The sequence below is a fragment of the Salipiger sp. PrR002 genome (assembly GCF_010500775.1).
Classification (GTDB): Bacteria; Pseudomonadota; Alphaproteobacteria; order Rhodobacterales; family Rhodobacteraceae; genus Salipiger.
In genome coordinates this window covers 39,879-53,288 of sequence record NZ_JAAGOU010000016.1, presented here as the reverse complement: position 1 = coordinate 53,288, position 13,410 = coordinate 39,879, and the positions used below count along the sequence as shown (strand labels likewise).

At 66.9% G+C, this 13,410-nt stretch carries 12 protein-coding genes; 9 read left to right on the top strand and 3 right to left on the bottom strand.

Going from position 1 to position 13,410, the window contains the following annotated elements; translation table 11 throughout:
• Window positions 1-110 precede the first annotated feature (110 nt).
• Window positions 111-623: a hypothetical protein gene (locus tag G0A00_RS16335; RefSeq protein WP_164183129.1), complete on the top strand. Its 513-nt coding sequence runs from the start codon at window positions 111-113 to the stop codon at window positions 621-623.
• A 653-nt stretch (window positions 624-1,276) separates the two neighbouring features.
• On the opposite strand, the gene G0A00_RS16330 is transcribed toward G0A00_RS16335, so the two are convergent.
• Window positions 1,277-2,446 (bottom strand): MFS transporter, encoded by a 1,170-nt coding sequence (locus G0A00_RS16330; protein ID WP_164183131.1) that lies wholly within the window; start codon window positions 2,444-2,446, stop codon window positions 1,277-1,279.
• Window positions 2,447-2,646: 200 nt separating this feature from the next.
• Between G0A00_RS16330 and G0A00_RS16325 the strand changes: the two genes are divergently transcribed.
• Genes G0A00_RS16325 through G0A00_RS16305 form a run of 5 tightly spaced genes read left to right on the top strand, consistent with a single transcriptional unit; the run spans window position 2,647 to window position 7,479 of the window.
• Window positions 2,647-3,804, top strand: coding sequence for an extracellular solute-binding protein (locus G0A00_RS16325; protein ID WP_164183133.1), 1,158 nt, complete (start codon window positions 2,647-2,649; stop codon window positions 3,802-3,804).
• Window positions 3,805-3,809: 5 nt separating this feature from the next.
• On the top strand, window positions 3,810-4,703 hold the full coding sequence (locus G0A00_RS16320) for an ABC transporter permease (RefSeq protein WP_164183135.1): 894 nt from the start codon (window positions 3,810-3,812) through the stop codon (window positions 4,701-4,703).
• The gene (locus G0A00_RS16315; RefSeq protein WP_164183136.1) at window positions 4,700-5,554 is read left to right on the top strand and encodes an ABC transporter permease; all 855 of its coding nucleotides are present in this window, start codon (window positions 4,700-4,702) and stop codon (window positions 5,552-5,554) included. Before G0A00_RS16320 ends, G0A00_RS16315 begins: the two co-directional genes overlap by 4 nt.
• Before the next feature lie 10 nt (window positions 5,555-5,564).
• On the top strand, window positions 5,565-6,626 hold the full coding sequence (locus tag G0A00_RS16310; protein ID WP_164183138.1) for an ABC transporter ATP-binding protein: 1,062 nt from the start codon (window positions 5,565-5,567) through the stop codon (window positions 6,624-6,626).
• Window positions 6,619-7,479: a glycerophosphodiester phosphodiesterase family protein gene (locus G0A00_RS16305; RefSeq protein WP_235953156.1), complete on the top strand. Its 861-nt coding sequence runs from the start codon at window positions 6,619-6,621 to the stop codon at window positions 7,477-7,479. Before G0A00_RS16310 ends, G0A00_RS16305 begins: the two co-directional genes overlap by 8 nt.
• Here G0A00_RS16305 and G0A00_RS16300 read toward each other — a convergent pair.
• Window positions 7,476-8,306 carry an inositol monophosphatase family protein gene (locus tag G0A00_RS16300; RefSeq protein ID WP_164183140.1) on the bottom strand — a complete coding sequence of 277 codons (831 nt, stop codon included), beginning with the start codon at window positions 8,304-8,306 and terminating at the stop codon, window positions 7,476-7,478. The genes G0A00_RS16305 and G0A00_RS16300 overlap by 4 nt on opposite strands.
• A gap of 116 nt (window positions 8,307-8,422) precedes the next feature.
• Window positions 8,423-9,355, bottom strand: a complete 933-nt coding sequence (gene cbbR, locus G0A00_RS16295; protein WP_164183141.1) for a LysR family regulator CbbR — start codon at window positions 9,353-9,355, stop codon at window positions 8,423-8,425.
• A 100-nt stretch (window positions 9,356-9,455) separates the two neighbouring features.
• On the opposite strand from cbbR, the gene G0A00_RS16290 reads away from it, so the two are divergent.
• The 3 genes from G0A00_RS16290 (at window position 9,456) to tkt (ending at window position 13,410) form a co-directional block, all read left to right on the top strand.
• Window positions 9,456-10,463, top strand: a complete 1,008-nt coding sequence (locus G0A00_RS16290) for a class 1 fructose-bisphosphatase (protein WP_164183142.1) — start codon at window positions 9,456-9,458, stop codon at window positions 10,461-10,463.
• Between the two features lie 77 nt (window positions 10,464-10,540).
• Window positions 10,541-11,413 carry a phosphoribulokinase gene (locus G0A00_RS16285; protein WP_164183143.1) on the top strand — a complete coding sequence of 291 codons (873 nt, stop codon included), beginning with the start codon at window positions 10,541-10,543 and terminating at the stop codon, window positions 11,411-11,413.
• 14 nt (window positions 11,414-11,427) lie between these two features.
• Complete coding sequence (gene tkt, locus G0A00_RS16280; protein WP_164183144.1) at window positions 11,428-13,410, top strand: transketolase; 1,983 nt, start codon at window positions 11,428-11,430, stop codon at window positions 13,408-13,410.

The window sequence follows — 13,410 nt, the reverse complement described above, 5'->3', positions numbered from 1 at the left end:
CGCCGTCAGCGCGGCAGCGCGAAAAAACTTGGAACCTTACCCCGGGGCATCCTCATTGTGCAGCCGAGACCCTGAGGGGAACCGCGCAACCAAGACGGAGGAGAAGCGCAATGACCAAACGCTTTCTGACCACCACCACCGCCGCGATCACCATGGTTCTGGCTGGCGCCATCGGCGCGCAGGCCAACAATGACGCCAGCGTCAAAGAGCAGGCCGCAGAGGCCGTCGACGCAATCGGCGATACCGCCTACGCCATCGGCGAGACCGCGACCGACACGGCGCAGGCCGGTGTCGAGGCTGTCGGCGCAGAAGAGGCCTATAGCGAAGCGTCGGACATCTCGGCGCAGCTTGATGCCGCACTGACCAATGACGCGATTGTGCGCTCGAGCGACGGCGAGATCATCGGCACCGTGCTTAAATCCGACACGAACCAAGGCCTCGTGGTCATCGACCTCGACGGCGAGATGGAAGGCGCGGACGAGCGTCCGATCGAGAACGCCGCCGTGCGCATGAGCCGCCTGTCGGCGAACGCCGATCAGGATCTGGTGCTGAACATGTCGAAGGCCGAATTCGCCAGCGCGCTGAACGCGGCGACCGAGGTCAACGTCAGCACTGACGGCTGAGGCAGAACACCACGGTGGGGCCTGCCCCCGCCCGCGTGACCAAGACCGAAAGGCCGTGACGCCAAGCGTCGCGGCCTTTCTTCTGCGCGTCGAGCCGCAGAGCCCGGCCCGACAATTGAGAAGGCTCTTGCACCAAGCCGCGGTTCCGTGAGTGATGACTGAAACAGTCGACGGCAAAAGCGGTGCACCCCCGGCTTTATAGACGGGTCACTTCATTATGCATGCAACTTTAAGAAGATAAAGACGATTCACTATCGCGCACTGTTTGTTTCCAAACCGCGACCAGTTTTGGAAGATGTGGCCGCCGCCAGACCCAAGGGCCAAGCCGCAGTGCGCCCGCCCCAAATCCCTCGCCAGCTCCCAACGGAGAACCCATGCGCTCGGCGCAGGGCAGCTTTGCGCTTGGCGAGCTTGTTCTGCGCCGCCGCATCCCCTATCTCAGGGTCACGGCACGGCGACGTGCCACGGAATTTGCCGGGCTCTCTCCTCCTCCCTGAGCCCTGCATTTCAGCGGCGGCCCCTCTCCTCCTCCCTGGGGTCGCCGCGCTCCTCCCCCCCACAAATGACGACCTGCCTGATCCGCAGAATTGCGCGCGCCTGTCAGTCTGCGCTCACGCAGTCTGCGCGCACAGGCGGCGCATCGCCTCGGGAGGCTATTTCCCCATCCACGCCACGATCCGCCCCGCTGCCAAAGCGACCAGCACGAGCAAGGGGCTCGACACCACCAGCGCCCAGACCGCGCCCTGCGTTTCGACCAGACCGCCAAGCAGCGGCGGCACGGCAAAGAGCGCCAGCAGCGAGGCCAGAGAATACGCCGCCATAGTCTTGGTCGCCGAACGGGTCGGATGGCGCATCGCCAATGAGGTCGCCACGGGCGCGCCAAGCGCCACCCCGCCGCCGACCAACGCAAAGCCGACCAAGAGGCCCGCAGCCCCAAGCCAGAGCGCGGGCGAGAAGATGCAAAGGCCAAGCCCCGCCAGAGTCGTCAGCGCCATGAGCCGCAAGAGCACGCGCACCCGCAGCCGCGCCCGCAGCATGTCGCCGCCCATCCGCGCGGCAAACATGCCGATGGTGAACGCCGCGTAGATGCGCGAGGCGCCGATTGCATCCAGACCCAGTTCTTCGCGCAGATAGAACATCGACCAGTCGTAGACGACGCCTTCGGTGATGCTGAACCCGGCGATCAGGACGAGCAGCCCCAGAACAAACGCATCGGGCCGTGCAAACCTTGGCCCGTCCACCGGCGCGGTCACGAGCGGCTCGGGATCACCCGCCCGTGCCGCCAACAGCACGACCAGCGGCAGGCTCGCGGCGCCGAGGAGCGTAAGTTCTGCCGCAGTGGAAACGCCTCGCGCGGCGGCCCAGCCGCCCAGCACCGCGCCGACGAACAGCCCCGCCGACCAGAAGCCATGGCATTTGGAGATGACATTGCGCCCGCTCTTTTCTTCGATCCGCGCGGCGATAAGGTTCTTGGCCACCTCAAGGATCGCCATGGCAAACCCATAGGCGAAAAGCGGCAGCGCCAGACCAAGCAGCCCGTCGGCCAGCCGTCCCGACGCGGCGAGCGGCAAGAGCACAAGCGCCGCCAGCAGCATCGCACCCGCCACGCGCCTTGCGCCGAACCTCTCGATCAGCCGGGCCGCGAGCGGAAAGCCAAGCAACGTTCCCAGCGTCTGCGCCAGCAGCGCGAGCCCCAGCGCCGAGGGGCTGATGCCCTGCGCCGCGGTCACGCCAGGAAGGCGCGAATAAAGCGTCACATAGAGCGTCGCATTGACGAAGAAGATCGACGCAGGGAGCGCATAGATGGGCAGAGGCAAGGTCATGGTCGGGCGAAGTCCTGAAGCAGCGCGCTCGCAGAACCACCATTCTATGGGCAAGTCCATGCGCAATTTGTTAGCGCCAGCAATCTTCATCCAGCCATCATCAAACCTTTGCAAAAGGTTAACACGGGCCGCCTATCTGCCCCGCCAGTGAGCTCGTCGACCTCCCCGGCGAGACGCCTCTGACCATTCAGGAGCCCCCCATGACCTCCCATTTCTCGCGCCGCGGTTTCCTCCGGACGGCGGCAGCTTCCGCCGCTGGCCTCGCCCTGCCCCGCATCGCATTCGCCGCCGACGGCTTTGTGAACGTCTACACCGGCTCGGACAGCAACATCTCTGATTTCTGGACCAATGTGATCCTGCCCGGCTTCAAGTCGGTGAACCCGGACGCCAAGGTCCGCGTTGTCGACGCCGGGGACGGCGCAGGACTGCGCGCCATGGCCGACCGCGCGCTGGCGGCGCTCGGCAGCGATGCCGATCCGCAGGTCGACCTCTTCGAAGCCTACACGCCCGATCAGACCGCTGGCTCCATCGACGCGGGCCTCTGGGTGAACTTCGCCGAGGCCGGGATCGAGAACCTCGACAAGGTGAACCCCGCCGCCAAACAGACCGACTTTGATCTGCCCTACCGCGGCAGTCAGGTGCTGCTGGCCTATGACGCCAGCCGCGTCGCCGCCGAGGACGCGCCGAAGACCTGGGACGAGATGACCGCCTGGATCCACGCCAACCCCGGCCAGTTCATCTACAACCGCCCCGACAAAGGCGGCTCGGGCGGCAACTTCGTGCGCCGTGCGATCCACGAGGCCAACGGCCGCGACCCGCAGAAATTCACCCTCGAGAACTTCTCCGAGGACTATGCCGCGCAGACCCTGCCGGGCGCGTGGGAGCTGCTGAACGGCCTTGCGCCGGACCTTTACGAGGGCGGCTCTTACTCTTCGGGCAACACCCAGTCGATCCAACTGCTGGCGCAGGGCGTCGTGACCATGACCCCGGTCTGGTCCGATCAGGTGCTGCAGGCGATCGCCATGGGCGTGCTGCCGGAAGACACCGGCCTTGTGCAGCTGCAGGACCTCGCGCTTTGCGGCGGCTTCAGCCGGATCACCGTGCCGACCAACGCGGCGAACCGCGATGTGGCGATGCAGCTGGTGGCCTATGTGCTGTCCGAAGACGTGCAGTCGAAGATCATCACCGAGCTTGGCGGCTTCCCCGGTGTGTCGTGGGATCACGTCGACGGCGCGCTGCGCGAGAAATACGCCGACGTCATCCCCGCCACGATCCCGACCTTCCCCGGCGGCGGCTGGGATGCGGCGATCAACGACGGCTGGTACCGCAACGTCGCGCCCGGCCTGACCCGGGGCTGATCGCGATGACCGACCTTTCGTCCTCCGGCACGCGCCGGACGGGCGGCACGGCACATAGCAACGGAAGGGGGCTCACGGGCCTCCTTCTCGTTTCCGCGCCGGTCGCCCTGCTTGGCTGGCTGATCATCTACCCGATCTTCAACGCCATCGCCCGCACGCTTGTCGCTCCGACCGAAACCGGCAGCGAGTTCAGTCTGGACACCTACGTCCGCTTCTTTTCCGACGGCTATTCGCTGGCGAACCTTTGGCTGACGCTCTGGGTGACAGCGGTCTGCGCGGCGCTGCTGCTGGCGATCTGTCTGCCGCTCGCGCTCTACCTGCGCTTTGCCAAGAGCCGCGTCGCGGGCGTGGTGCAGGGGCTGGCGCTGTTTCCGATGTTCGTGCCCTCGGTGATCCTCGCCTACGCGCTGATCCGCACCATCGGGCCGAACGGCGGCGTCGATCTGGTGCTGAACGCGCTTGGCCTGCCCAAGATCGCCTCGCCCTATCTGACCCCTTGGGGGCCGATCATCGGGCTGGTCTGGGACAATATCCCGCTCACCACGCTGATGCTGGTCGCGGGGCTTGGCGCCGTGTCCGACAACGCCGTCGAGGCCGCGCGCGATGCCGGAGCACGCCCGCTCGCCTTGCTGCGCCACATCATACTGCCGCAGATCGGCAACGCGATGCTGGTGGTGCTGTCGTTCACCGTGCTCAGCATCTTTTCCGCCTTCACACTGCCCTACGTGCTTGGCCCCGCCTCCCCCGAGATGATGGGTCCCTTCATGCAGCGCACCTTCTCGCAGGTGATGGACACCCGCATGGCGGTGACACAGGCGGTGATCACCTTCGGCATCTGCGCCGTCTTTGGCGCCTTCTACGTGCGCTCCATCGCCAAAAACCGCGAGGCCCGCCGATGACCGCCATCGACCCTTCGACCCTTTCCGCCGAGGTGCCCGTCCACCGCACCAAACGCCCCGACTGGCTGGGGCTCGCGCTGGCGCTGGCGCTTGGCATCGTGGTGGTGATCCCGCTGCTGGTGGTGGCGCTCTGGGCCTTTGCCGAGGTCTGGCGCTACCCCAGCCTCTTGCCGCAGGAGTTCGGCTTCCGCTTCTGGCAGGCGACGCTGGCCCGCCCCGACGTCTGGTCGGCCATGTCGCTGTCGCTGCGGCTGTCGGTGACGGTCACGCTGCTTTCGGCGCTGATCTGCCTGCCAGCCGCCTATGCCTTCGCGCGGCTCGATTTTCCCGGGCGCAATGTCCTTTTCCTGTCGTTCCTCGCCTCGCATGCCTTTCCGAAGTTCGGCCTGCTGGTGGCGATAGCGGGGATCTTCCTGAACCTCGGGCTGATCTCGACCTTCTGGGGCGTGGTGCTGATCCAGCTTGTCGGCACGCTGATGATGATGATCTGGATCCCCGTCGCCGCCTTTCAGAACGTCGACCGCGCCATGGAAGAGGCCGCACGCGACGCAGGCGCGGGCCCGATCCGGGTGTTCTGGTCGGTGAGCCTGCCGCAGGCCGCCCCCACCATCTTTGCCGCCGTGCTGCTGAGCTTTGTCGGCACCTTTTATGAGACAGAGGGCGCATGGCTGATCGGCGCCCCCGAGATCCGCACCATGCCGGTGCTGATGATCACCTACATCAACAACCAGATCGTCGTGCAATACGGCGCGGTGCTGTCGGTCCTTCTGTGGGTGCCGAGCTTTGTCGCGCTGATGTTCACCCGCCGCCTCGTCGGCTCGGCATCCTTTGCCAAGGGCTTCGGCGTCTGAGGAGACTGCAATGGCACAACTGACACTCAAAAATCTCGGCAAGTCCTTCGGCGACACCGATGTGATCGACAACCTCTCGCTCACCGTGGGCGATGGCGAACTGGTCTGCCTGCTCGGGCCGTCGGGCTCGGGCAAATCCACCGTGCTGCGTATGGTCGGCGGCTTCGAGACGCCGAACCGCGGCGCGATCCTGATCGACGGCGAGGATGTGACCCGCGTGCCGCCCGAAAAGCGGCCCACGGGCATGGTGTTCCAGAGCCACGCGCTCTGGTCGCATATGTCGGTCGCGGGCAATATCGCCTTCGGGCTCAAGCTGCGCCGCATGCCGAGCGCGCAGATCCGCGACAAGGTACGCGAGGCGCTGGCTCTCGTTGGCCTCGAGGGCTTCGGCGAACGCCGGGTCTGGCAGCTGTCGGGCGGCCAACAGCAGCGCGTCGCCATTGCCCGCGCGCTGGTGTTGGAACCGAAAATCCTGCTGCTCGACGAGCCCTTCGCCAGCCTCGACCAGCACCTTCGCGAGCGCCTGCGCGAAGAGCTGCGCGACATTCAGCGGCGGCTCGGCATCACCACGCTTTTCGTCACCCATGGACAGGATGAGGCGCTCGCGCTGGCTGACCGCATCGTGGTGCTGCGCGGCGGCGAGATCGAGCAGGTCGCCAGCCCCGACCGCATGTACCGCGCGCCACAGACGCGCTTTGTCGCCGGCTTCATCGGATCGATGAACTTCTTGCCCTGCGACATGCGCGGCGGCGTCTCGGATCACCCGCTCTTTCCGCTGCGCGCCACGGTGACCGACGGGCCGGTCGAACTGGCAATCCGCCCCGAGGCCCTGAGCCTGCGCCCGGCCCGCAACACCGGCGCTCGGGTCCACCGCGTCACCGACTATGGCACCCATCTGCTTGTGGATGTTGATCTGCCGGAGGGTGCCCGGATCAAGGCGATGTGCCCGCCGAGCGCGCGCTTCGAGGCCGGGCAAGAGGTTGCGCTGGAGGCCACTCACGTGGCGATTTTCCGGGGCAGCGCGAAACTGGCCGATGTGACGATAGACCGCCGGGAGATGGTTCATGTCTGAGCCGCGGCACGCCGCCACGATGGCCCCGCCCACCGTGCTCGAACACGCCGCAGGCCGGACATGGCTCAAGTGGCACCGGGGGCGTCGCCGGGTCGCGGATTTCGACTTCGACCCGCGACGGATCCGCGAGGGCATGCGCCTTGGCGCCTCGGTGGAGATTGATCTGCGGCGCCACGCGGATGGCGGCTTTGCGGTGCTGCACGACGAAACGCTCGCGCGTGCCACGACCGGCAGCGGCGCAGTGGCGCAGACCTCGGCCAGCGCGCTTCACGGCCTGATCCTGCGCGACAATGACGGCCTGCCGACGGGCGTTCCCGTGGCCCTGCTGAGCGCGCTTTGCCACGAGCTTGCCACCGCGACGGTTGGCGCGGGCGCGCTGCTGCAGCTCGATCTGAAGGAAGACAGCAGCACGCTCACGGAGGCGGATGTTGCCGCCTTCGCCCGCGATGTGGCCCCGGTGCAGCGGCACATGATCCTGTCGGGGGGCGACGCGGCGGCGGTCGCCCGCCTTGCCGCCGCGCTTCCCGATCTGCAGATCGGCCACGACCCCTGCCACTTCGGCGCTCGCGAGGCGCTGGCCCGGTCCGGCGACGACACCGGCTTTGTCTCGCGCGCGCTTGCCGAGGCCGGAGCCGCGCGGATGATCTATCTCGACATCCGCCTGATCCTGGACGCTCTGGGACGGGACTTTGACATGATCGGCGCGTTTCACGCAGCAGGACGCCGCGTCGATGCCTACACGGTGCAGGGTGTCTCGCCTGACATGGTGGCGCTGTGCGAACGGCTGATGTCGCTCGGGGTCGACCAGATCACCACGGACGACCCCGAGGGGCTGTTTGCCGCGCTGGCCTAGCCCGCCGCGAAGCCCTCGAGAAGCCAGGGATGCATCCCGGCGCTGCCCGCAAGGATGGCGCCGGGGCTGCGGATGTCGCCGCCGTCAAAGCCGGTGACCACGCCCCCCGCCTCGCGCAGGATCAGCACCGAGGCGCCGTAGTCGACCAGCGACAGCATGTCCTCGAAGAACCCGTCCAGCCGCCCCGCCGCCACATAGGCGATCGACAGCGCCGAGCTTCCCAGCCGCCGCACGCCCGACGTGTTGTCCATCGCGCGGCGCAGCGCGGCGTGATAGCACTCATCGGGCACGCTCTGCACCTGCCCGCGGATCGGCAGCCCCGCCCCGATCACCGAGTTCTCGACGTCGCCCGTCCCGGTCGCATCAAGCCGCTGCCCGTTGAGCCATGCACCCTGCCCTTTCTCGGCGGCGAACATCTCACCCATCATTGGATCATAGGTGATCCCGGCCACGACCTCTCCGCCTTCGAGCCGGGTGATCACCACGCCGAAATGCGGGATGCCCCACGCGTAATTGGTGGTGCCGTCGATCGGGTCGATGACAAAGGTCGGGCGGTCTGCCTCTGCCGTGCGGTCGCCCACCTGTTCTTCTCCGATGATACCGCAGCCTGGAAAGGCCGCCTGCAGTTCGGCGACGATCACCTCTTCGGTCTGCAAATCGCCCTGCGTCTGATAGTCGTGGCGCCCCTTGAAGATCATCTCACCGGCGTCTCGGCGGCGCAGGGTCTGGCGGGCAATCTCGCCCCCTGCAAGGGCCGCCTGCGCCATAGCGCGCAGCCCCTCGGAGGCGGTCTCGGGAAGGGCGGTATCTAGTGTCAGCGAAGCCATGGGAGTCTCTTTGTGATCGACGTGTCTGTCCGCCCTGCGATGCGTCTGCCTGAGCCCAGAGACAAGTGAAGCTTTCATGACGAGCCGGGGGCCGTTTCAGCCGTCACCTCGCGCGGTCACGCCACCGGCCAGCTGGGCAGGAACCCGGCGCGCTCGGCGGCGATGAAATCCCAGACGGTGCGCGCAGCGCCGGTGATGGGCATGTCGGCGCGATGCAGCAGGAACCAGTGGCGCATGATCGGCAGGCCGGGCAAATCCAGCGTGACCAGCCGCCCGCTGCGCAACTCCTCGGCGACCGTGTGATACGAGATGAGCGCGATCCCCAGCCCGGCGATCACCGCCTGTTTGATCGTCTCGTTGGAGTTCATCTCGGCGCGCGCATAGGGTTTGCCCTCGCCGATCCGGTCGAGAAAGCGGGTGGCGAGGATGCGCGTCCCTGACCCCGGCTCGCGCATCAGGATCATGTCGCTCAGCACCTCCTCGGCGGTGATCTCGGCGCGGCCCGCAAGCGGATGGTCGGGCGGTGCGATCAGCACATGCGGGTGATCGCCGATCGACAGCGCCTCGACCGCGGGCTCGCGCGGCGGACGCCCCATGATCGCCAGATCCAGCGCCCCGTCCTGCAGCGCCGCGATGATCCGGTCGCGGTTGCCCACCTCAAGGATGTTCTCAATCTCGGGGCAGGCCTTGCGCAGCCGCGCGACGATGCCGGGGGCGAAATACTTGCCGGTCGAGACCACCCCCAGAACCACGCTGCCCGCCATGCCCTTTTGCAGCGCGTCGATTCGCTGCAGCGCCCGGCGAAACCCCGCCTCTGCCGTCTCCCACGCCTGCAAAAGCGCCGCGCCCTCGGGCGTGGCATGGAATTTTCCCGCCCCTGCCCGCGTCAGCAGGACGCATCCGAAAGTCTGATCCAAGGCCTTCAACTGGCTGTGCACCGCCGGGGCGGTCAGCCCGAGCTCCTCGGCCGCGCGCGAAATAGACCCTGTTCTTTCAACAGCTTCCAAAGAGCGCAGTTGTTTCAGCGTCAGCGAGGCAAGTCGGCGCATTAAATTTCCTCTAATTTGAAGTCAGAAATTTTAAATTTTCTAACAAGCTCACATCGCCAAAATCAAGGCCACGTCACCCGTCGAGGAGGAGGAGGCCTTGATGACCGACACGAACGCATTCCCCGCGGAGGCGCCGATCCCGGATGCCCTGCGCCCGGCCCTCGAGGCCGTTGGCCGGGTCGCCCGCGACCTTGCCCACCGCATCGCCCGCGGCCCGCTCGACGGGCAGATGGCGGCGCATGTTGGCGACAACACCGATGGCGACGCGCAAAAGGCGCTCGACCTCATCGCCGACGAGGCCTTTGCCGAGGCGATGCGCGGCACCGGGGTGCGCTGGTACGCCTCGGAAGAGCGCGCCGATGTGCAGCTTATCGACCGCGAGGGCACGCTGGCGCTGGCCATCGACCCGCTCGACGGCTCGTCGAATATCGAAACCAACGTCTCGATCGGCACGATCTTCTCCCTCCGTGCCGCCCGCGAGACCGGGGCGGAGACCTTCCTCCGCCCCGGACACGAACAGTTGGCCGCGGGCTATGTGATCTACGGCCCGCAGGTGATGCTGATGCTGAGCTTCGGCGATGCGCTGCAGCACCATATCCTCGACCCCGAGACCGGGCGTTTCACCCTGCTCAGCGGTGCCGTCACCGTCGATGGCGGCAGCACCGAGTTTGCCATCAACGCCTCGAACTACCGTCACTGGTCGAAGCCGATCCGCGCCTATATCGACGATTGCCTCGCCGGAGCCGAGGGGCCGCGCGCCTGCAATTTCAACATGCGCTGGATCGCTTCGCTGGTGGCCGAGACGCACCGCATCCTGATGCGCGGCGGGCTGTTTCTTTACCCGGCCGACGCCCGCCCCGGCTATGAGGCCGGACGGTTGCGCATGGTCTATGAATGCGCCCCGATCGCCCTGCTGATCGAGGCCGCGCAGGGCCATGCCACCGATGGCACCACACGCATCCTCGACCTGATCCCCGACAGCCTGCACGCCCGCACGCCCTTCGTCTTCGGCTCGGCGGGCAAGGTGGATCACGTCGCCGCCTACCACGACCTGCCCGATCAGGAGGTCTCTGCCCTCTTCGGCAACCGCGGCCTGTTCCGCGCCTGAGCCGAAGCCTGAGCCCAAACCTGAGCCCAAATCTGAGCCTGCGTCCCAGACCCGAGATTCACGGAACCCAAAGACCCATGAGCAAGAAGCATCCCATCATCTCAGTCACCGGCTCTTCGGGCGCGGGCACGACCACGGTCAAGGCGACCTTCGACCAGATCTTCCGCCGCGAGGGGATCACCGCCGTCAGCATCGAGGGCGACGCCTTCCACCGCTACAACCGCGCCGACATGAAGGCCGAACTGGAGGCGCGGAAGTCTTCCGGAGATGAGACCTTCTCGCATTTTTCCTATGACGCCAATGAGCTGGGGGAGCTGGAAGAGATTTTCCGCACCTATGGCGAGACCGGCACCGGGCGCACCCGTCACTACGTGCACGACGAGGGCGAAGCCGCACGCTGGAACACCCCGCCGGGCAATTTCACCGACTGGGAAAGCTTCGACGAGGGCAGCGACCTGCTGTTCTACGAGGGGCTGCATGGCGCGGTGGCCAATGACGACGTGAACCTCGCGGCGCTGGCGGATCTCAAGATCGGCGTGGTGCCGGTGATCAACCTTGAATGGATCCAGAAGATCCACCGCGACAAGGCCAGCCGCGGCTACACCACCGAGGCGGTGACAGACACCATCCTGCGCCGGATGCACGCTTATGTGCACTGCATCTGCCCGCAGTTCATCCAGACCGACGTGAACTTCCAGCGCGTGCCGGTGGTCGACACCTCCGACCCGTTCATCGCGCGCTGGATCCCCACCGCCGACGAGAGCCTCGTGGTGATCCGCTTCCGCAACCCGCGGGGCATCGATTTCCCGTATCTCACCTCGATGATCCAGAACAGCTGGATGAGCCGCGCCAATTCCATCGTGATCCCCGGCGGCAAGATGGATCTGGCGATGCAACTCATCTTCACGCCCATGGTCCAGCGCCTCGTGACCGAGAGCAAGCGCGCCTGATTGGAGGAGACGACATGAACGTTCAGACCAAGGTCACCGCCACCGAAGACCTCATGGCCAATGCCATCCGCGCGCTGACCATGGACGCGGTGCAGCAGGCCAACTCGGGCCATCCCGGCGCGCCGATGGGCATGGCGGATGTGGCGACGGTGCTGTTCAACCGCTTCATCACGCTCGATCCGAAGAACCATCTCTGGCCCGACCGGGACCGTTTCGTGATGAGCGCCGGGCATGGCTCGATGCTGGTCTATGCGATCCACCATCTGCTCGGCTATGACGACATGCCGATCGAAGAAATCAAACGGTTCCGCCAGCTTGGCTCGCGCACCGCAGGCCATCCGGAATACGGCCACGCCAAGGGCATCGAGACCACCACCGGCCCGCTCGGTCAGGGTATCTCGACCGCCGTCGGCATGGCGCTGGCCGAGCGCATGCTGAACGCCCGTTTCGGCGATGCGCTGATGGACCATTACACCTATGTCATCGCCGGGGACGGCTGCCTGATGGAGGGCATCAGCCACGAGGCCATCGACCTTGCCGGCCACCTAAGCCTGTCGCGTCTGATCCTGCTCTGGGACGACAACCGCATCACCATCGACGGCGGCACCGAGCTTTCGACCTCGACCGACCAGCAGGCGCGCTTCCACGCCGCGGGCTGGCATGTGCAGGCGGTGGACGGCCACGACAAGGAGGCCATCGCCGCCGCCATCGAGATCGCCCGTGCCGACGACCGGCCCTCGATGATCGCCTGCCGCACGGTGATCGGCTATGGCGCGCCCACCAAGCAGGGCTCGCATGACGTGCATGGCGCCCCGCTGGGGGCCGAAGAAATCGCCGCCGCGCGTGAGGCGCTTGATTGGTCCCTCCCGGCCTTCGAGATCCCGCCCGAGGTTACGGACGCATGGCGCGCCGTGGCCGCGCGCGGCGGCGAGGCGCGGCGGGCCTGGACCCGCAGGCTCGCGGACGACCCGCAGGCCGAGGCCTTCCGCGCCGCGTTTGCCCCGGTGGATGCCAAGGCGCTCGACGCCGCCATCAACGCCTATAAGCACCGCCTGTCGCAGGACGCCCCCAAGGTGGCGACCCGCAGGGCCAGCGAAATGGCGTTGGAGGTGATCAACGGCACGCTGCCCAACACCGTCGGCGGCTCGGCGGATCTCACCGGCTCGAACAACACCCGCACCAAGGGCATGCGCCCGGTCAGCGCCGCCGATTACTCGGGCGATTACATCCACTATGGTATCCGCGAACATGGCATGGCCGCGGCGATGAACGGCATCGCCCTGCACGGCGGGCTGAAGCCCTACGGCGGCACCTTCCTCGCCTTCGCCGACTACTGCCGCCCGGCGATGCGGCTCTCTGCGCTGATGGGTGTGCCGGTCGCCTATGTGATGACCCATGACAGCATCGGCCTTGGCGAGGATGGCCCGACGCACCAGCCGGTCGAGACCATCGCCAGCCTGCGCGCCATGCCGAACATGCTGGTGTTCCGCCCCGCCGACGCGGTGGAGACCGCCGAGGCTTGGGCGCTGGCGATGGAGCAGAGCCGCACGCCCTCGGTGCTGTGCCTGTCGCGGCAGGGGCTGCCCACCGTGCGCAGCCGCCATGTAGAGACGAACCTCACCGCCCGCGGCGCCTATGTGCTGAAGGGCCCCGCCCAGCGCGACGTGACGCTCATCGCCACCGGCTCCGAGGTCGAACTGGCGCTCGCCGCCGCCGATCTGCTGGCCGAGGAGGGGCTCAGCGCCGCAGTGGTCTCGGCCCCCTGCTTCGAGCTTTTCGAGCAGCAGCCGCCCGAGTACCGCGCCGAGATCCTCGGCGACGCCCCGCGCATCGGTATCGAGGCTGCGGTCCGGCAGGGCTGGTGCCTCATGCTGCGCCCCGAGGACGGCTTTGTCGGCATGACCGGCTTTGGCGCCTCGGCCCCTGCACCGGACCTCTACCGCCATTTCGGCATCACCGCAGAGGCGGTCGCCCGCCTCGCCAAGAACCTGCAGTAA